The sequence below is a fragment of the Roseobacter sp. EG26 genome, assembly GCF_049830555.1.
Lineage (GTDB): Bacteria > Pseudomonadota > Alphaproteobacteria > Rhodobacterales > Rhodobacteraceae > Roseobacter.
In genome coordinates this window covers 949,341-971,354 of record NZ_JBNBLH010000001.1, presented here as the reverse complement: position 1 = coordinate 971,354, position 22,014 = coordinate 949,341, and the positions used below count along the sequence as shown (strand labels likewise).

Sequence of the window (22,014 nt, the reverse complement as noted above, 5' to 3'; positions counted from 1 at the left end):
TCCGTCTTTACAAAGGTACGTCTACAAAGGGAATGAGGCACCAATTTGTCCAATTGTGTCACAATCAGGGCAATTCACGCGGAAGCAGTGTGCCTGCTTCAGGGGCAAAAGAGATCATTGCCCAGGGCGAAAACCATCAGGGTCAACACCATTGCCAACCCCGCGGTCATCAATACGCGCAAGGCCCTGTCGCTCGGCGGTTTACCGGATACGGCCTCATATGCGTAGAAAACCAGATGGCCCCCATCCAAGGCGGGCACCGGAAAAAGATTAAGCAGCCCGACAGCGGTGCTCAGAACAGCGATGAACCAGATAAAGGATTGCGCGCCCTGACTTGCCATGGCCCCCGAAGTTTGCGCAATCCCGATGGGCCCGCTCAGATTACAGGTGCTGATCGCGCCAGTGATCATGTGACCCAGTCCGGACAGCGACCCTTCAATGATCCGCCCCGTCTGGCGCACGCCTCCCCAAACCGCTTCTCCGAAGCCCGGGGTCTCGGTCGCTGCGTCAAAAGCAAGCCCACCGGCAATGCCGATACGCCATTGTGTCGCGAAGCCGCCTTCCGGCCTGGGTTCATCCACGCGTTTGGGCGTCAGCGAAACGTCCAACTCTTCCCCATCCCGCCAAATACGCAAAGCCAGTGTCGCACCCTCGCCGCCTTCAACAGCGGTTTTTAGCTGATTAAACGCAAATATCGGCGCGCCGTCGACGGCGACAATCACATCGCCTGCTTCCAACCCGGCCCCCATGGCCGCACTCTGCGGGCTGACGGCTGAAACATAGGGTGGCAACAAATAGACCCCGGAGACAGTTCTTTCATCGCCATTCCGGCGCACGGTGTAATCAAGCCGGGCTTTTTCAGGAACCGCGTCGATGAAATCCGCATAGGCCACCGAATCTTCGGTGCTGGGAATGCGCGCGCCTTCAATGGCCAGCAGTTCATCACCGATCTTCAATCCACGGTCGGTTACCGGCAAAGGCCGCAGTTCACCGACCGTCAGTGGATCGCGTGACACGCCGCTCGACATCAAAACGAGGGCGAACACAATGATGGACAGCACGAAATTGAACACTGGCCCCGCAGCGACGGTGGCCGCACGGGCCCAAAGCGGTGCGCCATGCATCGTTGCGCGCAATCTCTCCGGATCGGCCTCGGCTTCGGCCATCGCAGCCTCGTCTTTGCCAGACGCCGCGTTCGCGTCACCGGCAAACTTCACAAAGCCGCCGAAGGGCAAAGCCGCCACTTGCCAGCGTGTGCCGCGCTTGTCCATGCGCGACCACAAAACCGGACCAAACCCCAACGAAAACACATCCGCATGGATGCCGGACCAGCGCCCGACAATGTAATGGCCATACTCATGGATCGCGACAATCACGGAAAGCGCCAGCACAAAAGCGGCGATTGTCCAGATCAGCCCGCCAAACTGCGGGATCAACGCGAATATATCCAAGGTCAACCTGCTCTTTTCTGAAGGGCCCGTGTGGCCGTCTGACGTGCCACATGGTCCACTTCTGCGACGTTATCAAGGGTCATGGTGGCATCAATATGACCAGAGGCCGCCGTCATCGTGTCCAGAACGTCCTCGACGACCTCGGCCATCTGGGTAAATCCGATCTGCCCCGCAATGAAGGCGTCGAGCGCTGTCTCCTTGGCCGCATTGAACACCGCACCTGCCAATTTACCGGTTTCCATGACCTCCCGGGCCAGGCGCAGGGCGGGCCAGCGCGTCTCACAAGGGGCGCGAAAGCTCAGCTGCGCTATTCTGGCAAGATCCAGCCGGTCCACGGGAAGATGACGCCGTTCCGGCCAATGCAACGCGTAGCCGATCGCATGGCGCATATCGGGTGGCCCGACATGGGCCATCAAGGCACCGTCGGTGAATCCCACCATCGCATGAATCAGCGATTCCGGATGGATCAGAACCTCGATCTGCTCAGATGAAGCACCAAAGTATTCCTTTGTTTCAATGAGTTCCATCGCTTTGTTAAACATAGATGCCGAATCAATCGTGATCCGCTGACCCATATCCCAATTGGGATGGCTGGACGCCTGATCCAACGTCGCCATGGGCAAATCTTCAATGGGCCAGTCCCGAAAAGCCCCGCCGCTGGCGGTAATGATGATGCGCTCGACAGTCGCAATATCTTCGCCCACAAGCGCCTGAAAAACCGCCGAATGCTCACTGTCCACCGGCAGCAACCGGGCTTGATGCGCCTTCGCGGTTTCCAACATCAGTGCACCTGCACAAACCAGCGATTCCTTGTTGGCAAGCGCCAGGGTACCGCCCTGTTGCAGCGCGGCAAGGCCGGGTGCCAATCCCGCGGCACCAACGATTGCGGACATCGTCCAATCAACAGGTCGTGTTGCCGCCTCCTGAATGGCATTCGCACCCGCAGCCGCGACCACGTCTGATCCCTGCAAAGCTTCCCGCAGGTCGGGCAATAAATGATCCAAGGCGGTGATCGCGACATCGGCCCGGAGGTGTTTCGCATCCGCTGCAAGCTGACGGATGTTGCTGGCACCGGTCAGCGCCACCACATCATAATCCTCAGGGGCGCGTGAAATCAGATCAATGGTGTTCTGGCCGACCGACCCCGTGGCCCCGAAGATGTTGACCCGGCGCATCCTCTACCTCAGCGCCAGAGGCGACCCGAAAATCGGCCCGCCAATGATCAGCAGGAACACCGACGCGCCCAGCATGCCATCAAATCGGTCCAGCAATCCGCCGTGACCGGGAATGAGGTTGGAGCTGTCCTTGACCCCGACCCGCCTCTTGATCGCGCTTTCGGCGATATCGCCCATCTGGCTGGCCATGGAGACGGCAATGGAAACCCCGATCAGTTGCGCGCCGGTGCCGGTGTTGGCCATGAAAGCAGCGCCCACCGCTGCGGCGCCAATCCAACCAAATCCCGTCCCGGCCCAGGTCTTCTTTGGGCTGACACGAGGCCAGAACTTAGGGCCCCCGATCAGACGTCCGGCGAAATATCCAACCACGTCGGTCGCGACGACAACCAACACCAGCCAGAGCATCCAGTTGAAACCCATATCATCGCGAACCGACATCATGCCGTAGCCTGCCAGCAGCACCATCACGGTGAATACCATGTAGATCGTGCGAAACGCTTTGAGCTGACCGAAGCCCACCAAGGCTGATGCCAGCAGAATCGGCAATGCAAAGCCGGGTGGCAGGTAGATCGCCAAAAGTGCCGCCGCGCCAGCCAGCCCGCCCAGTTGCAACGCAACATTTCGCGGCGCACGGATCATCGCCGCAAGTTCCCAAACCATCAGGCCGCAAATCGCGGCCACCATGACGTGGAAAACATGACCTCCGACCCAAACACCCCACAGACCCAAAACGACCATAGCCGCCCCCGACCCCATCCGGGTCGCGAGATCAGACCATTTTTCGCTGTTGATGCTCATGAGCGCGTCACCGCAAAACGCCGCCAAACCGACGTTCGCGCCCACCGTAGGCCGTGCAAAGCCGGGTGAATTCCTCACGGGTAAAATCGGGCCAGAGCGTATCGATGAATTCATATTCCGAATAGGCCGACTGCCACAAAAGGAAGTTCGAAATACGTGCCTCTCCGCTGGTGCGGATCACCAGATCGGGATCCGGCAAAACATGTGTATCGAGATATCGCGGCAGCGTTTCTTCATCGACATCTTCGGGACGCAACCGTCCCGCTGCGACATCTGCAGCCAATCGCTTGGTGGCACGCGCCACTTCATCGCGCCCGCCGTAATTCAGCGCAATGGTCAGGTGTACCTGGTTGTTGTGCTCGGTGGCCGCTTCCAACTCGTTCATCAGATGGATCAGTTTGTCATCAAGACGCACCCGGTCCCCGATGAAACGCACCCTCACACCTGATTCCCGCAACACTTTGGTTTCCTTGATGATGTACCTGCGAAAGAGGTTCATCAGCCCTGCAACTTCTACCTGCGTGCGTTTCCAGTTTTCCGTCGAAAATGCGAAAATCGTCAGGTAATCGACGCCGATTTCCGGGCAGCTTTCGACGATTTCGCGCACGCGCCGCGCCCCGGCATGGTGACCAAAAAGCCGCGGTCGGCCTCTTTGCGTTGCCCAACGGCCGTTCCCATCCATGATGATGGCCACGTGGCGAGGGCATCCCGGCACCATGTTCATTTGGGGCTGCGGCGCTCCCGCCATATCGTTCTCCTTATACCGATGACGGGCCCGGGCCTCTGCCATTTCGGGCTTTCAAAGGTCAATTCCTGCGCCGGTCCTGACGCCTTGGGCAATCAATATTGGCAGAGCCGTTACCATAGGGTGACCAAAGCGCCCAAATCTCTGGCAATCCGGTCATCCACAGGGTCAAACCTGCATGATCTCGCCTTGTTTCGTTTCGAGCAAATCGTCGATCGACTTGATATGACGGTCCGTAATATCCTGAACCTCGCTCTCCCAAAGCTTCTGGTCGTCCTCGGACATCCCGTCAGCCTTGGCTTTCTTGATCTGATCCATACCATCGCGGCGCACATTGCGGATGGAAACACGGGCGTGCTCGGCGTATTGCCCGGCCACCTTGGTCAATTCGCGCCGACGCTCCTCGTTCAATTCAGGAATAGGCAACATGATAATGGTGCCGTTGAGCTGAGGATTGATCCCCAGCCCACTTTCTCGAATGGCCTTTTCAACTTTGCTGACCAGACCTTTGTCCCACACGTTGATCGTGACCATCCGCGATTCCGGAACATTCACGGTACCGACCTGATTAATCGGGGTCATCGATCCATAGGCATCAACCATCACCGGCTCCAGCATCGACGCCGACGCCCGGCCCGTCCGCAAGGACGCGAATTCGGTCCGCAGATTGGCCATTGCCCCGTCCATTCGCCGCTCAAGGTCATCGGTATCGAGCATAAAATCATCAGACATAGTATCGTCCTGCCACAAGTTTACGGGCGCAGAGTTCTGCGCGTTGTTGTTGATGTCGTGTATAAATCAGGTTTGCGGCGAAAGGCCAGAAGGAGTTGCATTGGCAACGAAACAACCGTTTTGGCGCTAACCCTGCACCCGCGTATAGGTGCCCTCGCCCGCCAGAATGCCGCGAAAACCACCGGGCTCGTCTAGCGAGAAGACGATGATCGGCAGGTTGTTGTCGCGTGCCAGCGCGATGGCGGAGGCATCCATCACTCCGAGCCGCTTTGCCAGCACATCGTCATAGCTGACTGTTTCGTACCGCTTTGCATCCGCGTGTTTTGCAGGATCTTTGTCATAAACCCCATCAACCTTGGTGCCTTTGAAGATCGCCTCGCACGACATTTCATTGGCACGCAGGGTCGCCGCGGTATCGGTCGTGAAATATGGATTTCCCGTACCGGCGGCAAAAATGCAGACCCGTTTCTTTTCAAGGTGGCGCACGGCGCGGCGGCGGATGTAGGGTTCAGCCACTTCGTTCATGGTGATCGCGGATATAACCCGGGTATGAATGCCCAACCCTTCCAGCGCGGATTGCATCGCCAGCGCGTTCATGACCGTAGCGAGCATCCCCATGTAGTCCGCCGTCGTGCGTTCCATCCCCTGTGCAGAGCCCTGCAATCCACGGAAAATATTGCCACCGCCGATCACCATGCAAATCTCCACCCCAAGCTCATGAACCGATTGGACCTCGCGGGCAATCCGCTCCACCGTGGGCGGGTTAAGGCCAAATCCCTGATCGCCCATCAGCGCCTCGCCGGAGATTTTCAGCATGACCCGTTTGAAGGTGGCCTGAGGCTCGATTGATGTCATGGCGAATGCTCCTGAGACCCGGGGGTTTGTTTGCGGGTTTTGTTTGCGCGCAAAATGTCGGAAAAGCATCCAAAGTTCAATGCACCCCAGAGGCGATCATTCAGAAAATGGCGCAAGCTGTCATCACCTCCTCAAAATCGCTGATCGCAGGGCTGTCACCGGAACGCCCGGTACTGATCGCCGGGCCTACTGCATCGGGGAAATCGGCGCTGGCCTTGGAAATCGCCGCGCAACAGGGTGGCGTGATCGTGAACGCCGATGCCAGCCAGGTCTATCGCTGCTGGCGTGTAATCTCTGCCCGGCCTTCCGCCGCCGAAGTGGCCCTGGCCCCGCATGCGCTTTACGGGCACATTGATGCGGAACAGTCATATTCCACCGGGCATTGGCTGCGCGAGATCATACCGCTGCTCAAAGGCGATACCCGACCCATAGTCGTGGGCGGCACCGGTCTTTATTTCTCTGCTCTGACGCGCGGGTTGGCGGATATTCCCGCAACTCCGCATCACGTGCGCACAGAGGCGGATGCCCTGCCCCTCCCACATCTGTTGGCCGATCTCGATGCCGCCACGAAGGGCACCATCGACACAGCCAATCGCGCGCGGGTTCAAAGAGCCTGGGAGGTTCTGCGCGCGACCGGTCGGGGTCTGGCGGATTGGCAGGCAACGACAAAACCGCCCGCCCTGCCGCTGGATCAGGCCCAGGCGATTGTTTTTGATGTATCAAAAGACTGGTTGAATGCGCGTATCGAGAAACGGTTCGATCTCATGATCGCGGAAGGTGCATTAGAAGAAGTGAGTAAAGTGCTGCCCACCTATGATCCTTCACGCCCTGCACACCGGGCCATCGGCGTGCCTGAATTGATCGACCATCTGGCAGGCCGGACCACGCTGGAAGAAGCCCGTGACCGCGCGGTGATTGCCACCCGCCAATTCGCTAAAAGACAACGCACCTGGTTTCGGTCCAAGATGGGCGACTGGCAGAAACTCTCCTCGGCGAAAGCACGCTGACACCCTTTAATGCGCCCTGACATCTTGCTGAAATCCCAATAAAATACCCTGAGGCGAGCTTGACGATGATACTTCGCGGAGAAGTTACATGGTGCAAAACACTCTGAAAATTCTGACTCTGGCACAGTTATCGCAAGGTCAGGAATGGCGTTTGACGCTCGCACACGACCGGCCGGAACATTTGATCATCTGGATCACCAGAGGCCAGGGACGCCTGCTGCTGCATGGCAAACGCCACGGGATCGGCACGCACAACGCGATTATTGTGCCGGCTCGGGAGCTTTTCGCGCTGGATCTGGGCAAACAAGGGATCGGGCAAGCCCTTGTCATTCCTGATGGAACGGATGTGACCATGCCGGAGATGCCGCGGCTTTTGAGAATACGCGATGCCGCGGCGATGAACGAACTGACAACCTTGCTGGAGGCGGCGGGTCGCGAACAATCGGCCGCGCGCGCTCTGGTGGCGCGATCCATGGATGCCTACGGCACATTGATTTCTGTCTGGGTGCAGCGGCAGTTGGGGCGCGAAGAACACGCGCCTGCCCGTCGCAACGCCGCGGCCAGATTAAGCGCCGCCTATTGCGCCCGTGTCACGGCGCATTTCGCAGATACAATGACCATGGCGGATCATGCCCAGGCTCTGGGAGTGACCGCCACACATCTTACCCGCGCTTGCAAAGCCGCAACCGGCAAGACGGCAGCGGATCTCTTGACCGAGCGTATTCTTTACGAAGCACGCAGTTTGCTGGTGACAACCAAGGTGCCCGCTCAGGACATCGCCCGCCACCTCGGCTTTGGCAGTGCAGCCTATTTCACCCGTTTCATGCAACATCACACAAACGCCACACCGACGGCCTTGCGCAAAGCCTCGGCAAGTTTATCCCAAGTCGCCTGACCAATTCTGCCGACATCCCCACATCTTCACCCATAGGTCGTTTTGCGACCAACACGATGTCGCAAACGTGCAATTTTTAGGCGCTGGATTACATTGACGCGGCCCCCAAAGTCATGCCTCATGGGACCACAAAATAACCTGAACGCCTTAGCGGGCGTTGAAAACGGCGCGAAAAACGCGCCATAGCCTGACAACAGGGGCACCAATGGGACTATTCATACTCAGACGTCTGGGCGTCATGATATTGACGGCGCTTTGCCTGACGTTCGTCGTCTTCTGGCTGACGAACCTCTATCCAAACCTGGAAAAACTCGCCAAGACCCAGGGCAATTTCCGCATGTCTGACGAGGCTGTGGAAAGCTATCTGGGCAAAAACGGGTATCTGCAGCCGATGCCGGTGAAATTCGGACAATGGCTGGGGGTTTTGCCCGGCTGGACGTTCGAAGAAGACGGGGTTGTGACTGGCAAATGCTTTGCCATTGATACCCCTCAGGAAGAGCGTCCGAGCTTTTGCGGCGTGCTGCAAGGCGACTGGGGGTTCTCGACGGTGTTCAAGAACGAGGTGGGCGGCATTGTCGCCGAAAGATTGGGGCTGACCGGCAAGCTCATGTTCTTTGTGATGTTGCTGATGGTGCCCATGGCGCTGCTGATCGGTGTTCTGGCGGGCATGCGCGAAGGCTCAAAGCTCGACAGGTCGCTTTCGACCTTCTCCATCGCCTCGACGGCAACACCGGAATATGTCTCTGGCGTTATCTTCATCGCGGTCTTTGCGTCCTCGGCCGGTTGGAAAATATTCAACGGCTCGGCCACCTCCGCCATGGACGACGCAACTTTCGCGAATTTTACACTGCCCGTAGTGACCATCGCGCTCTATGGCATGGGCTATATCGCGCGCATGACGCGGGCCTCCATGACCGAGGTGATGACCGCGCAGTACATCAGGACGGCCAGACTGAAAGGCGTGTCCTTCAGCAATATCGTGCTGAAACATGCGCTCCGAAATGCGCTGATCGCGCCTTTCACGGTGATCATGCTGCAATTCCCCTGGTTGCTGAACGGCGTCGTGATCGTGGAGACGCTCTTCAACTACAAGGGTTTCGGGTGGGTGCTGGTTCAGGCCGCCGGGAACAATGACATCGAACTGCTGCTGGCGGTCTCGGTCGTCTCGGTCATCGTGGTGCTGGTGACACAGCTGATATCCGACATCGGCTACGTTTACCTCAACCCACGCATTCGCATCGCGTAAAGGAGCAAGACCATGGAACCACTTACCTGGGGCGCCATCTTCTTCCGCATCTTTATGCAGTTGATGCCCGTCTGGATCGCATTGATCGTCGTCTTCACCCTGTCGATCACCTTCAAACGCAAACTGGGGCTTTACGGCAAGCTCTTTGACAGCACCATCGGCATGATCGGCTTTGGGCTTGTCATGTTCTGGGTCTTTGCCGGGGTGCTGGGCGGGCCGCTCGACATGATCGTCACCCATGATCCGCTCAGCCAGATTTCCGGGATGAAGAACAAACCTCCCGGAACCGCGCTGCGCAGCCCCGATGAAGGCCAATATGCCTATTTCCTGCTGGGCGGGGATAACCTGGCGCGCGATGTCTTCAGCCGCGTGATAAAAGGCGCATGGATCGTCGTGCAGATCGCGCCACTGGCCACCCTCTTTGCCTTCATGGTTGGCATCACTTTGGGCCTGCCCGCCGGATATTATGGAGGCCGCCTGGACACGCTTCTGTCGTTCCTGGCGAACCTTATTTTGGCTTTCCCGGTGATCTTGCTGTTCTATCTGCTCGTCACACCGGAAATCGTCCTGACCGGCATTCCCAACTACATGGCGCTGTTTCTCTTTGTCTTCCCGCTGGTCTTTGCGACGATCCTGCTGAATTCGCGCTACCATACCCAGCCGAAGATGCGCACACCGCTGCTGATCGGGGTCGTGGGCGGATTGGGATGGCTCTACCTGTCACTGGTGTCGACCAACGGGGCCGTTGTTGCAACGCCGACCTACAAGATCTACGGGCTGCCTGGATTTGTCGATCTCTTTGACATTGATCCCGGCATTCTTGTGGTCTTTGTCTCGGTGGTCTTCGTGAACTCGCCCACCGTGTTCCGGATCGTGCGCGGGTTGGCATTGGACATCAAGACACGGGATTACGTGGCTGCCGCGCAGACCCGCGGCGAAGGACCATGGTACATCATGCTGTGGGAAATCCTGCCCAACGCGCGCGGTCCGCTGATCGTCGATTTCTGCCTGCGCATCGGCTACACGACCATCCTTCTGGGAACCTTGGGTTTCTTCGGATTGGGGCTGGCGTCGGAAAGTCCGGACTGGGGAACAACGATCAACTCGGGCAGGCAGCTTTTGCGCGCCTTTGTCCATCCGGCTGTTGTCCCTGCTGTCGCTCTTTTGACAATGGTTCTGGGACTGAACCTTCTGGCGGACGGGCTGCGCGAGGAATCACTGCGCGACTGATGACAGGAAAGCCCGGGGCGCTGCTCCGGGCTTTCCTTCGAATTTTTGGCCAAAAGAAGCTTCCGCGACTGATCGGCCCTCCTGAAGGAGAACAGAATGCCTAAGACGGATTACGATGGTCCAATCCTTGAAATCGACAAGCTCTCGATTTCGTTCTTCACCCGCCTGCGCGAAATACCTGCCGTCATGGACTTCTCGGTTCATGTGAAACCCGGAGAGGCCGTGGGGCTTGTGGGCGAATCCGGTTGCGGCAAGTCCACCGTTGCATTGGGCGTGATGCAGGATTTGGGCAAGAACGGTCGCGTCGTCGGCGGGTCGATCAAGTTCAAAGGCCGCGATCTGGGAGAGATGAGCGCTGAAGAGCTGCGCGACATTCGCGGCTCCGAGATCGCGATGATCTATCAGGAGCCGATGGCCTCCCTGAACCCCGCCATGAAGATCGGCAAGCAATTGATGGAAGTTCCGATGATCCATCAGGGGATGAGCGAAAAAGACGCCTACGACCGTGCGCTGCAGGTGGTGACGGACGTAAAACTGCCCGATCCCAAGCGCATCCTCAGCGCCTATCCACACCAGCTCTCTGGCGGTCAGCAGCAGCGCATCGTGATCGCCATGGCGCTGATGTCGGAACCTTCGCTGCTGATCCTTGATGAACCCACAACCGCGCTCGATGTAACCGTCGAGGCAGCCGTTGTCGAACTGGTGAAGGATCTGGGCAAGAAATACGGCACGTCGATGCTGTTCATTTCCCACAACCTCGGGCTGGTGCTGGAAACCTGCGACCGCATCTGCGTGATGTATTCCGGAGAAGCGGTGGAGCGCGGCTCCATCGAAGACGTGTTCGACAAGATGCAGCACCCCTATACGCAGGCGCTTTTCCGATCGATCCCCCTGCCAGGCGCGGATAAGAACGCCCGCCCGCTGGTGGCCATTCCGGGTAATTTTCCTCTGCCCCATGAGCGACCCAAAGGGTGCAACTTCGGCCCCAGATGCGACTATTTCGAAGAGGGCCGTTGTGATCAGGGCTTTATCCCGATGCATCAGGTCGACGAAGGTGCGCGCCACGAAAGCCGTTGTGTGAAATTTCAGGAGATCGACTGGGATGCGCCGCTGGAACTGGCGGACACAAAGACCAAGGGAGAGGTCGGCGACGTTGTTTTGAAGATGGATAACCTCAAGAAATACTATGAGGTTGCAGCAAACGCGATATTCGGCGGCGGCAACAAGAGGGTCGTCAAGGCCAACGAGACGCTCAGTTTTGAGGCGCGCGAATCCGAGACGCTCGCCATCGTCGGTGAATCCGGATGCGGCAAATCCACTTTTGCCAAGGTTTTGATGGGGCTTGAGACCGCCACCGAAGGCAAGATCATTCTGGGCAACAAGGAAATTCAGGACGTGCCCATCGAAGAACGGGACACAAAAACCGTCTCCGAAGTGCAAATGGTCTTCCAGAACCCCTTTGACACGCTCAACCCGTCAATGACCGTCGGGCGCCAAATTGTCCGGGCGCTGGAGATATTCGGGATCGGGGACTCTGACCGCGACCGCACGCAACGGATGCTGAGGCTGCTGGATCTGGTGAAACTGCCACGTGAATTTGCGGATCGCATGCCGCGCCAGCTATCCGGTGGTCAAAAACAGCGGGTCGGGATTGCGCGTGCCTTTGCAGGCGACGCGCGGATCGTTGTGGCGGATGAACCGGTCTCGGCACTCGATGTCTCTGTCCAGGCGGCTGTGACCGATCTGCTGATGGAAATCCAGCGCGAGCACAAGACGACCCTGCTTTTCATCAGCCATGATCTGTCAATTGTGCGCTACCTCAGCGACCGGGTGATGGTGATGTATCTCGGTCATGTGGTTGAACTAGGGACAACCGATCAGGTATTTTCACCGCCCTATCACCCCTATACCGAAGCGCTGCTCTCGGCGGTTCCGATTGCCGATACATCCGTGAAAAAGAAACATATTGTCCTCGAAGGCGACATTCCCTCGGCGATGAACCCACCATCCGGATGCCCATTCCAGACCCGGTGCAGGTGGAAGTCACAGGTGCCCGGTGGCTTATGCGAAACCGAAGTACCGCCTGTCCGCTCCTTGGGCGGCAATCACCAGATCAAATGTCATCTGAGCGATGACAAACTGGCGGAAATGGAACCGGTGATCGAAATCGGCGTCGCGGCAGAATAGGTTTCACAATGTAAACACAGGCCCCCGGGGGGCCTGTGTCACTTGTTAACAGGTCAAAGGGCGTCGCGATGAACGCCTTTCGACATACCGGTAATTTATTCCGGCAGCAGGTCCACAACTTTATCCGCGAAGGATGTGATGAGGACATTGTAAAAATCTTCATCGCTTGGGGCGACGGCAATGAAACCCTCTGGGACACTGGCCTCATCCGAGTATGCGGAGAGCTTGATCACCTCGGTGATTTCCTTGCTACCCCGCTGATAGCTGACAAACCCTTCCAGCTCGTTGAATTCAGCGCTGTCAGGCAGGATGGTATCGCCGTCAAGGCTCACGCGTTTGATTTTCACGGTCAGTAGCGGCCCGGCAGGGTCGGTGTCGGTCTTAACTCTCTCGAGGATTTCACGCGCCAGATCGTCGGCAATTGTCGGATATAGCTCAAGCGCATTGCTGTCCTGCGGGGCCTCGATCTCGGCCTGTACATCAATTTCGCTCACAGCTTCTTTGGCATATGCCGGGGCGCCTATAAGGGCGGCCAGGCTGACGGAAGCAACAAGGGCGGTTTTTCGAACTGAGTTGAACATGTGACATGCTCCTTTCGTTTACTAACCCGGCGATGTGCAGATTGCGCATCACCATTGCCGCCCCAACAGAGGCGGCGCGCTTTCGGTTCCGATCTTTTTTGAGGTTTCGCGCGCCCAACCCAGCGGTAAGCAGAGTATCGTCACTTACAGATTTTATTTTAGTTATTTAAACACAAGAGCTTATGAGCGTTCATAGCTCACCTACGCACCCGGCGCATTCCCGCCGAGTGCCATGCTACCCTGTCAGATGAAATGAGGATCACAGCGAGAAGGCGACGACCAAACCGGTAAGGTAACTCAACGAAAAGAGCGCCAGACCCGGCTTGCGGCTGGCCAAAAACAATGAGGCCAGCATCAGCACCGGTGCCAGCGCCAAGCCACCAAGGGCTGGCAGAAATACCAGTTCGTTCCATTCCGTTCCCGGCCCCCAGGGTGAATTCTCAGAAGTTAATCCGGTCAGCAGCACCGCCGCCAGACAGCCCAGCATGGACCCCATCGCCATCGCCAAGCTGTGGTCGAAAAGCGCAAAGCGCTTGCGGCCCGCCGTTTTGACGGAGCGCGGAATCGGTTGGGATCGCAGGGAGCGAATGGGAAGTTTGTCGCGCGCGGGCGCGAACCCACGGTGTGCTTTGTTAATACGGTCAAGACGCGCTTGAAAATTTGCAGTGGCCATCAAAACATCCCCATCTTTACTGGTGTGACCAAAATCCTATCCAAATCGGGCGGCACTATGGCCGTCATTGGGAGGGTTTGTGAAACTCGTTAGAGGGTCATGCGCTTTGGGCATCGGTCAGGGCAGCGATTTTTGGTAGCGATGTTACTGGCCACCAATGATCTTCACGTAGTTCTGCGTCTCGCGGTACGGCGGCACCCCACCGTATTTTTTAACGGCCCCCGGCCCCGCGTTATAGGCCGCCAGTGCCAGACGCCAGGACCCGAATGTCCGATACTGCTCTTTGAGGTAACGTGCGCCACCTTCAAGGTTCTCGGCCGGATTCAAGGGATCAACCCGCAGCTTGCGCGCGGTCGCCGGCATCAATTGGGCCAGACCAAGCGCGCCTTTGTGAGACTTTGCAACAGGATTCCAATTGGATTCCTGCTGCACCAGACGCAAAAACAGGTTCTCAGGCACCCCGTGTTTGCGTGCGGCATCGCGTGCGAGATCGAGGAATTTTCCTTTGTATTTACCTGTATAACCGGGCGTCGCCCATTTGCTGGGCGTGACCACGGTTGGCGGTTTCAAGCGCACCGAGTTGTTGTATTGACCCGCTGCGCGCGAATCCAGAATGCGGGTCTGCGAGGCAAAAAGCTTGGTACGGCTCTTGCTGGAAACAGTCTGCCCAATGGCAGGTGTACTGACAGCTACCATGGCCGCCAATGCACAGCCTCGGCTCAACAGCCGGGCCATTATCATAACTCTCGTACCCATCTGAGGCGGACTATACCGATTTTGAACCTGCTTTCCAGCCTTTAGCGCCCCCGGGCAAATGACAATTTTGAGCGCTTAACGATTTTATAACCCGGCTACTATCGGTATAGGTTTAGTCAAATTGCGCTCAATTGGATTCGGCATCAGCAGAATCGGAGCAAATGGAAAAAACCAACGGGGGGACGCGATGGCCGGCTCAGTAAACAAGGTAATTCTCATCGGCAATCTGGGGCGTGATCCCGAAGTGCGCTCGTTCCAGAACGGCGGCAAAGTCTGCAACTTGCGTATCGCAACGTCCGAGACCTGGAAAGACCGCAACACCGGTGAGCGCAAAGAGCGGACCGAGTGGCATTCCGTTGCGATTTTCTCCGAGCCGCTCGCCCGTGTCGCCGAGCAATATCTGCGCAAGGGTTCCAAAGTCTACATCGAAGGCCAGTTGGAAACGCGCAAGTGGCAGGACCAATCTGGGCAGGACCGCTATTCCACCGAAGTCGTTCTGCGCCCCTACCGTTCGGAACTGACCATGCTTGACGGCCGCGATGGCGGCGGCGGTGGCAATTTCGGCGGCGGCGGTGGCGGGTCTGCGGGCTATGATGACCGTGGCGGCGACAGCTATGGCGGCAGCGGCGGCAGTTCCAGCCCGGCGCCATCGCGTGATCTGGATGATGAAATCCCGTTCTGAGCTCACGATACGCGCCCTGACGCCAGAAGATTCTTCTGCGTTGGTGGCTTTGTACAATGAGCTGACTTCCGGGCCGAAAACGGCCCGGACAGACCGGATTGCGGCGGCCATGGCCCATCCCGGGACCACCATTTTCGGGGCCGAGGAAAACGCCGGGATTATCAGCATGGCCACTTTGCACATCTTGCCAAATGTGACCTTCGACGCGCGGCCCTATGCCTTGATCGAAAACGTTGCGACAACACAAGACCACCGCATGCGCGGCTTCGGACGCCAGGTGATGCAGGCCGCTGTGGATGAGGCCTGGCGGCAGGATGCTTACAAGATCATGCTGCTGACCGGACGAAAACGCGGCGCGCGCGGGTTTTACGAAAGCCTTGGTTTCAGCTGCGAAGACAAATTCGGCATGGTGATGCGCCGTTCTTAAAGCCGGTTCGCGAGCGCATCCCGCAGGACACCCCGCACCGCCTCGCGCGGCACATCCGAGGTGATGAATGATCGCCCGATCCCGCGCGCAAGAATGAACCTTAAAGTGCCTTGTACGACCTTTTTGTCCTGAGACATCAGCCCCAGCAGCCCATCCGCATCAGGCAGATCGCCCGGGATGTCAGCCATATCCGTTTTCATGCCCATGGCCTTTAGATGCGCGCGGACCCGACTGGGTTCTTCCTGAGAGCACAGACCCATTCGCGACGAAAGCTCGAAAGCAAGCGCGCAACCGATGGCAACACCCTCCCCGTGCAAAAGGCGGTTCGAATACCCGGTAGCGGCTTCCAGCGCATGGCCAAAGGTGTGACCGAGGTTCAGAAGCGCCCTATCCCCCTGCTCCGTCTCATCCCGCATGACAATATCGGCTTTCATCTGGACCGATCGACGCACCGCTTCAATCCGCGCACGCACGTCACCTGCCGCAAGCGCGGGTCCCTGTGTTTCCAGCCATTCAAAAAAACTGGCGTCCCCCAGAAGGCCATATTTCACAACTTCGCCATATCCGGCGAGGAAATCGCGCGGCACGAGCGTGTCCAGAACATCGGTATCCGCAAGAACCAGCGAGGGTTGATGAAAGGCGCCGATCAGGTTTTTACCCTGTGCCGCGTTGATGCCGGTCTTGCCGCCAACGGAACTGTCAACCTGCGCCAGAAGAGATGTGGGTATCTGCACAAAACGCACACCACGCCGCAGGATCGCGGCGGCAAATCCGGCCAGATCACCAATCACACCGCCGCCCAAGGCCACAACGATATCGCCGCGCTCGACTTTCTGTTCCAGTAGCCAGCCAACGCTTCGCTCCAGCGGGCCCCAGGATTTGGTCACCTCGCCTGCCGGTAACGCAAGGGCATCCGCCTCGATCCCCTGAAGCGCCAGTCCGGCCTCCAGCGTGGCCAGATGCAGGGCCGCGACCGTCTCATCTGTCAGAATGGCCACTTTTGGCCGTGACAGCAGCGGTTCAATCTCGACCCCGGCTTGCGCCAGCAATCCGGTCCCGATCCGCACCTCATAGGCGCGCCCCGGCAGATCAACGGTGACGGTTTCACGCATCAACCCGCTCCAGCACATCGGGCCTTGTAAGCAACACGTCCGCCACCCGTTTTGACATCAGCTCGATAGAAACCGGCGGCGCGCAGGGCACCCGCAGATCCGCCTTGCTGTATTCCGGTACACGTTTTGCAAAAAGTTCTGCCAGCGTGGCCTTGGGGTCAGCCGTACGCAGCAGCGGTCGCGTGTCACGGTGCGCCACCCGCGACCACAAGAGTTCCAGATCAGCATCGAGCCAGACCGCCACCCCCCGCCTGGAGATCGTGTCGCGATTGACATCAGACAGAAACGCGCCACCGCCGGTCGATAAAACACCCGGTTTGCCCCGCATCAACCTCGAAATAACCTGACTTTCGCGGGCCCGGAAGAACGCCTCGCCATCGCGCGCGAAAATCTCGGGGATGCTCATATTGGCAGCCGCCTCGATTTCCTGATCCGAATCGAGAAAGGGCGCTCCCAGCAATTGCGCCAGAGCCCGACCCACAGCTGTCTTGCCAGCCCCCATCATCCCCACCATCACAACGGTTTTTCGCAAGGCGTAACGCTGTTTGTGTGAGTCTTCGGCCACGGATTGCTGAATTTCGCTCATATTTCCCTGAATGACGTGATATTGCTGAAAAGGCCATATATAAGTTTGGAAAAAATCGACAGGCAATCAAGGCAGTAAATCCCATGTCGCGCATCTTTAAGCTTCTGTTCTTTCTCATTATTCTGGGTGGTATTGGCCTGGTGGGATATGCCTATGTCGGACCCTTTTTTGGCGCTGATTTTTCCGCGCCGCAAACAGAAGTCCGCGTACCTGTGACGCTTGATGCCAATTAAACGCGGTGCATATTGGGGCGCGGTGATGTTCTGCGGCTTTGGGATCACACAGGCCGCAGCGCAGGATCAACCGCTTTCGGTCATTGACTGGGTGCAGCAAAACCCGGATCAGCCCGCACTTACCTCGGTCGCGATGCCCGACGGCGGTATTGCGCCCATTGCCCGGTCCGGGCTGGCGCCGGATGTGGCGGTGATGCCGCTCGACGAAGAGGCTGTCAGGATCATCGGGCTGGTCCCTGCCAGCGTGACCGGGTTGCCTCAGACGCTGTGGCGGCGAAGCGATCCCCAAGCACTGAGCCGACAATTGAACAGCTTGCCCGAGCTTCGCCTGCCAGCAGCACAGGCCCTGCTGTTCACGGCCTTGCTGACCGAGGCCCAAGGTCCCGGTCAGGACGCCGCACAGGAAGATGTCTTCACATTGGCCCGGGTGTCCGCATTGCAACGGTTCGGGGCGCTTGATCCGGCCCTGGCCCTGATCGAGCAGGCCGACGTCACGCGGGACGCAGCCCATTTTGCCGCCTATATGGACCTTGCTTTGCTTTCAGGACAGGAAGGTCCAGCCTGCGGAACGCTGGACGCCCAACCACATCTATCTCCCGGTATGAGCTATCAGATTTTTTGCAGCGCCCGACAGGGTGACTGGACCACGGCAACGCTGCTCTATGACACCGGCAAGGCCCTGTCCTTCATGAGCAAACCAGAGGTTGCCGCGCTGGATCGCTTCCTGCATCCCGAGTTCTTCGACGGGCTTCCCCCCTTGCAGCCCCCGCGCAGGATAACACCCCTGTTATTTCGCTTGCACGAAGCGATTGGCGAACCCCTGCCAACCCGCCTGCTGCCCCGCGCCTTTGCGGTTGCGGACCTGCGCGATCTTGCCGGATGGAAAGCGCAGCTGGAAGCGGCAGAACGGCTCGCCAAAACCGGCGCCCTACCCGATAACCGATTGCTTGGCCTATATTCCGACCGGGATCCTGCCGCATCGGGCGGCATCTGGGATCGCGTCGAAGCCGTACAGCAATTTGACACCGCCTTGCGCACCCGGTCAGCTGGCGCTGTCAACAAAACGCTGCCCCGCGCATGGGCTGCCATGCAGGAGGCGGAACTTGAAGTGGCCTTTGCAGGATTGTTTGCCGAGGCGCTTTCACAGGTGCCGTTGACGGGACGCAGTGCAGACATCGCGACGACCCTCATGTTGTTGTCCCCAAACTATGGTGATCTGGCCGATCGATCCCCGTCGAAACTTCTGCGCGACGTGGCGACTGGTGATCCGGCCGGGCTTGAGGCCAGCAATCCCCTCCATCAGGCCGTTATCGACGGGTTTGCGGTTGGCGCCGCCCGCTCCGATCTTGTTCAGATGGCACGTGCTGACCGGCTGGGTGAAGCGATCTTACGGTCTTTGGTGCTGTTGGAGGACGGCGCGTCAGGCGATCCTCTCGCGCTCACCGAAGCGCTCGGTACGCTGCGCGCGCTCGGCCTGGAGGACACCATGCGCAGAGCGGCATTGCAAATATTGCTGCTGGATCGGTTTGGATGATGGCACAGGATCACTGGATATCCGCGTTTCTGGAAGCCCAGGCCGCAGAATTGGGGGCCGCAAGGAACACGCTTCTGGCTTACGGGCGTGATCTGCAGGACTTTGACGCGTGGCTCACCCGGCGCGAGCAGGGTTTTGACGGTGTCGAAAAGGCCGACGTTGAAAACTATCTGGTTGATTGTGATGCGCAGGGTCTGTCCCGGGCAACGCGGGCGCGTCGCTTGTCAGCCATTAAACAGCTCTATCGCTTTGCCTTTGAAGAAGGGTGGCGCAAAGACAATCCGGCCATCCAGATATCGGGACCGGGGCGCGACAAGCGGTTGCCCAAAACGCTCTCTGAGGCTGAAGTGGACCGCTTGCTGGAGGCGTCACGCAACTATGGCCGCTCGCCGCGTGACCGGGCGCGCAACACCTGCTTGATGGAAGTGCTTTATGCAACCGGGATGCGCGTTTCCGAGCTTGTCAGCCTGCCCGCCAGTGCTGCGCGCGGCGATCCACGCATGCTGCTGATCCTCGGCAAGGGGGGCAAAGAACGCATGGTGCCGCTCTCCCCGCCTGCCCGCGAAGCGCTGGGGGACTGGCTGCGCATCCGAGACGAGATGGAGGACGAGCGGCGCTCCGACAACAAACCAGCCTCCAAATACCTCTTTGTGTCCCACAGCGCGGCGGGCCATCTGACCCGTAACAGGTTCTATCTGCTGATCAAGGAGATCGCCGTTTCCGCCGGTGTCTCGCCGGAGAAGGTGACACCGCATACGCTGCGCCATGCCTTCGCCACACATCTGTTGGCCAATGGCGCTGATTTACGATCAATCCAGACCCTTTTGGGGCATGCAGATGTTGCCACGACTGAAATCTACACACATGTGCTGGAAGCACGGCTGAGCGATCTGGTCCTCAACCATCATCCATTGGCCAAGGACGGTCCCCGCAAAGATACCGGCAGGATATCTTCGGACGGCCAGTAACCGCTGAGCAGCGCCGCCTCATAGCCGCCTGTAAGCCCCGCCGCGCGCATCGCGGCAGCTGCGGCTTCGGCGTTGTAGCTGAGGCGATGGATTTGCACCTCGCCGCCGTCAAGAATGCCATATCGGGTTTGTTGGCGCCCGTCATTGGGCGGCATTCCGATCACACCGGGGTTGATCCAACGTCCTTGCGGTGTCTCTTTCACGAAGGCCAGCCCGCAATGGCCGGCAATCACGTGGTCAACAGCGCCGATGCTGCTTTCGATGGCGCACCATTCCATTTCGAATACGGCATTTGAACTATTCGGCCAGATAAAACGGGCGATCTCCGTCCAACCGCCATGGATCACCGCATACCGCGCGCCCTGATGCCGAAAACTCAGAATATCCGGGCAATGCCCCATCCAGCGCCGCGCCTTGGGGTCCACGCGTGCATTCGCAAACGGATACCACCCTTGGCTCAATAGATCACAAGCGCTGCCCGCGTCGAAACCGCAACCGCAGTCAGGTGCGTTCTCTGCCAGCTGTTTTTCGCAGTTTCCGGCAACAACCGAAGCCCCCATCTGCCGAATGGTATCCACGGTTTGCGCAGGCGCGCTGCAATAGGCTACTACATCCCCGGTACAGATCATGTGATGGCCCCCGATCTGAAAGCGATCAGCATCCGCGATGAGCGCCTGCAAGGCGTGCAGATTGGAATAGGGCCCGCCAAACAGCAACACCGGACCATTGATTATGCCCAGATCACGGTGCATCTGCCGCTCCTCCCTTGATTGACGCAGGTCCGATGCCCATACATAGGCAAACTCTTTCAAAGGTATCATTCCAAATGGAAACGGCGACTGCAACGCTTGATCAATCTTTCTGGCTCACCTGTGGCGTGATCCTGTTTCTGCTGGTGCTGTCGGGGTTTTTCTCAGGGTCCGAAACAGCATTGACCGCCGCATCGCGTGGCAAGTTGAGAGCGCAGGCCGACAAAGGGTCGCGCGGCGCGGAACGGGCCTTGAAGATTACCGAGGACAATGAGCGGCTGATTGGCTCCGTGCTTTTGGGAAACAACCTTGTAAACATTCTGGCGGCATCCCTTGCCACCGCCATATTCACCCGCGCTTTTGGTGAAAGCGGCGTGGCATTGGCGACGCTTGTCATGACCCTGCTGGTCTTGATCTTTGCCGAAGTCCTGCCCAAGACATATGCAATTACCAACTCAGAAACCGCCGCCGCTCTGGTCTCCCGCCCTATTTCGCTTGTGGTGACGGTGTTTTCGCCGGTCGTGGCCGCCGTGCGCCTGCTGGTGCGCGGTGTCCTACGGATTTTCGGCATTACAACTGATCCCGACAGCAACATTCTGGCCGTACGCGAGGAAATTGCCGGTGCCCTGCAACTTGGCCACTCCGAAGGTGTGGTTGAAAAGGAGGATCGTGACCGTATTCTTGGTGCGCTGGATCTCAACGACCGAACCGTAGAAGAAATCATGCTGCACCGCTCGGGCATTGAGATGATCAATGCCGATGACAGCCCGCAGGATATCCTCGATCAGTGTTTGAAATCCAACTATACGCGTTTGCCGGTTTTTCGGGACGATCCTGAAAACCTGATCGGGGTCATCCATGCCAAGGACCTGCTGCGCGCAATGTATAAGCTCATTGGCGGTCCTGACGGGGATGCGGCCAAGCTCAAGAGCTTCAAAATCACCGATGTAGCGATGAAGCCCTATTTTGTGCCCGAAACCTCGACACTGGACGAACAGATGCGCCAGTTCCTGCGCCGTCGGACGCATTTTGCCCTGGTGGTTGATGAATATGGCTCCCTTCAGGGGTTGATCACCCTTGAAGATATCCTTGAAGAAATTGTTGGGGAAATTACCGATGAATTCGACCCTGATGCGGAGCAATCGGTGACCAGCGGGGATGACGGGCAATTTGCCGTGGATGGTGCGATGACCATTCGCGACCTCAACCGCGCCACCGACTGGAACCTGCCCGATGACGAGGCGAATACGGTTGCCGGCTTGGTTATTCATGAGGCTCAGATGATCCCGACATCGGGACAGGTGTTCTCTTTCCACGGATTTCGATTTGAAGTGGTTGCAAGAGATGGCAACCGGATCACCGAGTTGAAAATTCGCCCCCTCTGATCTGCGG

General features: G+C 58.3%; 23 protein-coding genes. 11 read left to right on the top strand and 12 right to left on the bottom strand.

From position 1 onward, the window contains the following. Positions 1-98: 98 nt before the first annotated feature. From rseP to pyrH, 6 genes are all read right to left on the bottom strand, one after another. On the bottom strand, positions 99-1,451 hold the full coding sequence (rseP, locus tag ACOTTU_RS04785) for an RIP metalloprotease RseP (protein WP_425656476.1): 1,353 nt from the start codon (positions 1,449-1,451) through the stop codon (positions 99-101). A gap of 2 nt (positions 1,452-1,453) precedes the next feature. Beyond that, positions 1,454-2,626, bottom strand: a complete 1,173-nt coding sequence (gene dxr, locus ACOTTU_RS04780; protein ID WP_425656260.1) for a 1-deoxy-D-xylulose-5-phosphate reductoisomerase — start codon at positions 2,624-2,626, stop codon at positions 1,454-1,456. A gap of 3 nt (positions 2,627-2,629) precedes the next feature. Next, a complete protein-coding gene (locus ACOTTU_RS04775; protein ID WP_298918040.1) occupies positions 2,630-3,424 on the bottom strand; it encodes a phosphatidate cytidylyltransferase in 795 nt (264 codons plus the stop codon). Between the two features lie 7 nt (positions 3,425-3,431). Next, positions 3,432-4,172 carry an isoprenyl transferase gene (locus ACOTTU_RS04770; protein WP_298918037.1) on the bottom strand — a complete coding sequence of 247 codons (741 nt, stop codon included), beginning with the start codon at positions 4,170-4,172 and terminating at the stop codon, positions 3,432-3,434. 165 nt (positions 4,173-4,337) lie between these two features. Next, the gene (gene frr / locus ACOTTU_RS04765; protein WP_298918034.1) at positions 4,338-4,901 is read right to left on the bottom strand and encodes a ribosome recycling factor; all 564 of its coding nucleotides are present in this window, start codon (positions 4,899-4,901) and stop codon (positions 4,338-4,340) included. Positions 4,902-5,027: 126 nt separating this feature from the next. Then, positions 5,028-5,756, bottom strand: a complete 729-nt coding sequence (gene pyrH / locus ACOTTU_RS04760) for a UMP kinase (protein ID WP_298918031.1) — start codon at positions 5,754-5,756, stop codon at positions 5,028-5,030. Between the two features lie 107 nt (positions 5,757-5,863). On the opposite strand from pyrH, the gene miaA reads away from it, so the two are divergent. The 5 genes from miaA to ACOTTU_RS04735 all read left to right on the top strand — a co-directional run bounded on the left by miaA (position 5,864) and on the right by ACOTTU_RS04735 (position 12,321). Then, positions 5,864-6,763, top strand: a complete 900-nt coding sequence (gene miaA / locus ACOTTU_RS04755) for a tRNA (adenosine(37)-N6)-dimethylallyltransferase MiaA (protein ID WP_425656259.1) — start codon at positions 5,864-5,866, stop codon at positions 6,761-6,763. 88 nt (positions 6,764-6,851) lie between these two features. Further along, complete coding sequence (locus ACOTTU_RS04750; RefSeq protein WP_425656258.1) at positions 6,852-7,658, top strand: helix-turn-helix domain-containing protein; 807 nt, start codon at positions 6,852-6,854, stop codon at positions 7,656-7,658. A 205-nt stretch (positions 7,659-7,863) separates the two neighbouring features. After that, positions 7,864-8,904 (top strand): ABC transporter permease, encoded by a 1,041-nt coding sequence (locus ACOTTU_RS04745; RefSeq protein ID WP_298918022.1) that lies wholly within the window; start codon positions 7,864-7,866, stop codon positions 8,902-8,904. A 12-nt stretch (positions 8,905-8,916) separates the two neighbouring features. After that, complete coding sequence (locus ACOTTU_RS04740) at positions 8,917-10,134, top strand: ABC transporter permease (RefSeq protein ID WP_298918020.1); 1,218 nt, start codon at positions 8,917-8,919, stop codon at positions 10,132-10,134. A 96-nt stretch (positions 10,135-10,230) separates the two neighbouring features. Further along, the gene (locus tag ACOTTU_RS04735) at positions 10,231-12,321 is read left to right on the top strand and encodes a dipeptide ABC transporter ATP-binding protein (RefSeq protein WP_425656257.1); all 2,091 of its coding nucleotides are present in this window, start codon (positions 10,231-10,233) and stop codon (positions 12,319-12,321) included. Between the two features lie 95 nt (positions 12,322-12,416). Here ACOTTU_RS04735 and ACOTTU_RS04730 read toward each other — a convergent pair whose 3' ends face one another. From ACOTTU_RS04730 to ACOTTU_RS04720, 3 genes are all read right to left on the bottom strand, one after another. Then, entirely contained in the window at positions 12,417-12,902 is a 486-nt protein-coding gene (locus ACOTTU_RS04730; RefSeq protein WP_298918014.1) for a hypothetical protein, read from the bottom strand. A 259-nt stretch (positions 12,903-13,161) separates the two neighbouring features. Further along, on the bottom strand, positions 13,162-13,575 hold the full coding sequence (locus tag ACOTTU_RS04725) for a hypothetical protein (RefSeq protein WP_298918012.1): 414 nt from the start codon (positions 13,573-13,575) through the stop codon (positions 13,162-13,164). A gap of 144 nt (positions 13,576-13,719) precedes the next feature. Next, the gene (locus ACOTTU_RS04720) at positions 13,720-14,271 is read right to left on the bottom strand and encodes a lytic transglycosylase domain-containing protein (RefSeq protein ID WP_425656474.1); all 552 of its coding nucleotides are present in this window, start codon (positions 14,269-14,271) and stop codon (positions 13,720-13,722) included. 247 nt (positions 14,272-14,518) lie between these two features. Here ACOTTU_RS04720 and ssb point away from each other — a divergent pair, with 247 nt between their 5' ends. Together ssb and ACOTTU_RS04710 are read left to right on the top strand one after the other, a co-directional pair. Beyond that, positions 14,519-15,013 carry a single-stranded DNA-binding protein gene (gene ssb, locus ACOTTU_RS04715; RefSeq protein ID WP_425656256.1) on the top strand — a complete coding sequence of 165 codons (495 nt, stop codon included), beginning with the start codon at positions 14,519-14,521 and terminating at the stop codon, positions 15,011-15,013. Next, complete coding sequence (locus tag ACOTTU_RS04710) at positions 14,922-15,440, top strand: GNAT family N-acetyltransferase (RefSeq protein ID WP_425656472.1); 519 nt, start codon at positions 14,922-14,924, stop codon at positions 15,438-15,440. Before ssb ends, ACOTTU_RS04710 begins: the two co-directional genes overlap by 92 nt. Here ACOTTU_RS04710 and aroB read toward each other — a convergent pair. Both aroB and ACOTTU_RS04700 read right to left on the bottom strand, forming a co-directional pair. Continuing rightward, a complete protein-coding gene (gene aroB / locus ACOTTU_RS04705) occupies positions 15,437-16,552 on the bottom strand; it encodes a 3-dehydroquinate synthase (protein WP_425656255.1) in 1,116 nt (371 codons plus the stop codon). The genes ACOTTU_RS04710 and aroB overlap by 4 nt on opposite strands. Continuing rightward, on the bottom strand, positions 16,545-17,138 hold the full coding sequence (locus ACOTTU_RS04700) for a shikimate kinase (protein ID WP_298918003.1): 594 nt from the start codon (positions 17,136-17,138) through the stop codon (positions 16,545-16,547). Before ACOTTU_RS04700 ends, aroB begins: the two co-directional genes overlap by 8 nt. A gap of 83 nt (positions 17,139-17,221) precedes the next feature. Between ACOTTU_RS04700 and ACOTTU_RS04695 the strand changes: the two genes are divergently transcribed. The 3 genes from ACOTTU_RS04695 to ACOTTU_RS04685 are packed head-to-tail and all read left to right on the top strand — an operon-like array spanning position 17,222 to position 19,873. Next, the gene (locus tag ACOTTU_RS04695; protein WP_298918001.1) at positions 17,222-17,371 is read left to right on the top strand and encodes a hypothetical protein; all 150 of its coding nucleotides are present in this window, start codon (positions 17,222-17,224) and stop codon (positions 17,369-17,371) included. Beyond that, positions 17,361-18,905: a hypothetical protein gene (locus tag ACOTTU_RS04690; RefSeq protein ID WP_425656254.1), complete on the top strand. Its 1,545-nt coding sequence runs from the start codon at positions 17,361-17,363 to the stop codon at positions 18,903-18,905. Before ACOTTU_RS04695 ends, ACOTTU_RS04690 begins: the two co-directional genes overlap by 11 nt. Continuing rightward, positions 18,902-19,873 carry a site-specific tyrosine recombinase XerD gene (locus tag ACOTTU_RS04685; RefSeq protein WP_425656253.1) on the top strand — a complete coding sequence of 324 codons (972 nt, stop codon included), beginning with the start codon at positions 18,902-18,904 and terminating at the stop codon, positions 19,871-19,873. Before ACOTTU_RS04690 ends, ACOTTU_RS04685 begins: the two co-directional genes overlap by 4 nt. Here ACOTTU_RS04685 and ACOTTU_RS04680 read toward each other — a convergent pair. Beyond that, complete coding sequence (locus ACOTTU_RS04680; protein WP_425656252.1) at positions 19,810-20,625, bottom strand: metallophosphoesterase family protein; 816 nt, start codon at positions 20,623-20,625, stop codon at positions 19,810-19,812. The genes ACOTTU_RS04685 and ACOTTU_RS04680 overlap by 64 nt on opposite strands. A gap of 74 nt (positions 20,626-20,699) precedes the next feature. Between ACOTTU_RS04680 and ACOTTU_RS04675 the strand changes: the two genes are divergently transcribed. After that, positions 20,700-22,007, top strand: coding sequence for an HlyC/CorC family transporter (locus ACOTTU_RS04675; RefSeq protein ID WP_298917994.1), 1,308 nt, complete (start codon positions 20,700-20,702; stop codon positions 22,005-22,007). Positions 22,008-22,014: the final 7 nt, after the last annotated feature.

Excerpts from the sequence above, each read along its gene's own strand:
- ACOTTU_RS04735 (WP_425656257.1), top strand. The coding sequence starts at position 10,231 with ATGCCTAAGACGGATTACGATGGTCCAATCCTTGAAATCGACAAGCTC.
- ACOTTU_RS04685 (WP_425656253.1), top strand. The coding sequence starts at position 18,902 with ATGATGGCACAGGATCACTGGATATCCGCGTTTCTGGAAGCCCAGGCC.
- miaA (WP_425656259.1), top strand. The coding sequence starts at position 5,864 with ATGGCGCAAGCTGTCATCACCTCCTCAAAATCGCTGATCGCAGGGCTG.
- ACOTTU_RS04700 (WP_298918003.1), bottom strand. The coding sequence starts at position 17,138 with ATGAGCGAAATTCAGCAATCCGTGGCCGAAGACTCACACAAACAGCGT.
- ACOTTU_RS04740 (WP_298918020.1), top strand. The coding sequence starts at position 8,917 with ATGGAACCACTTACCTGGGGCGCCATCTTCTTCCGCATCTTTATGCAG.
- aroB (WP_425656255.1), bottom strand. The coding sequence starts at position 16,552 with ATGCGTGAAACCGTCACCGTTGATCTGCCGGGGCGCGCCTATGAGGTG.
- dxr (WP_425656260.1), bottom strand. The coding sequence starts at position 2,626 with ATGCGCCGGGTCAACATCTTCGGGGCCACGGGGTCGGTCGGCCAGAAC.
- ACOTTU_RS04750 (WP_425656258.1), top strand. The coding sequence starts at position 6,852 with ATGGTGCAAAACACTCTGAAAATTCTGACTCTGGCACAGTTATCGCAA.
- ACOTTU_RS04770 (WP_298918037.1), bottom strand. The coding sequence starts at position 4,172 with ATGGCGGGAGCGCCGCAGCCCCAAATGAACATGGTGCCGGGATGCCCT.
- ACOTTU_RS04675 (WP_298917994.1), top strand. The coding sequence starts at position 20,700 with ATGGAAACGGCGACTGCAACGCTTGATCAATCTTTCTGGCTCACCTGT.
- ACOTTU_RS04725 (WP_298918012.1), bottom strand. The coding sequence starts at position 13,575 with ATGGCCACTGCAAATTTTCAAGCGCGTCTTGACCGTATTAACAAAGCA.
- ACOTTU_RS04730 (WP_298918014.1), bottom strand. The coding sequence starts at position 12,902 with ATGTTCAACTCAGTTCGAAAAACCGCCCTTGTTGCTTCCGTCAGCCTG.
- ACOTTU_RS04720 (WP_425656474.1), bottom strand. The coding sequence starts at position 14,271 with ATGGTAGCTGTCAGTACACCTGCCATTGGGCAGACTGTTTCCAGCAAG.
- pyrH (WP_298918031.1), bottom strand. The coding sequence starts at position 5,756 with ATGACATCAATCGAGCCTCAGGCCACCTTCAAACGGGTCATGCTGAAA.
- ACOTTU_RS04680 (WP_425656252.1), bottom strand. The coding sequence starts at position 20,625 with ATGCACCGTGATCTGGGCATAATCAATGGTCCGGTGTTGCTGTTTGGC.
- ACOTTU_RS04695 (WP_298918001.1), top strand. The coding sequence starts at position 17,222 with ATGTCGCGCATCTTTAAGCTTCTGTTCTTTCTCATTATTCTGGGTGGT.
- ACOTTU_RS04690 (WP_425656254.1), top strand. The coding sequence starts at position 17,361 with ATGCCAATTAAACGCGGTGCATATTGGGGCGCGGTGATGTTCTGCGGC.
- frr (WP_298918034.1), bottom strand. The coding sequence starts at position 4,901 with ATGTCTGATGATTTTATGCTCGATACCGATGACCTTGAGCGGCGAATG.
- ACOTTU_RS04710 (WP_425656472.1), top strand. The coding sequence starts at position 14,922 with ATGATGACCGTGGCGGCGACAGCTATGGCGGCAGCGGCGGCAGTTCCA.
- ACOTTU_RS04745 (WP_298918022.1), top strand. The coding sequence starts at position 7,864 with ATGGGACTATTCATACTCAGACGTCTGGGCGTCATGATATTGACGGCG.
- ssb (WP_425656256.1), top strand. The coding sequence starts at position 14,519 with ATGGCCGGCTCAGTAAACAAGGTAATTCTCATCGGCAATCTGGGGCGT.
- ACOTTU_RS04775 (WP_298918040.1), bottom strand. The coding sequence starts at position 3,424 with ATGAGCATCAACAGCGAAAAATGGTCTGATCTCGCGACCCGGATGGGG.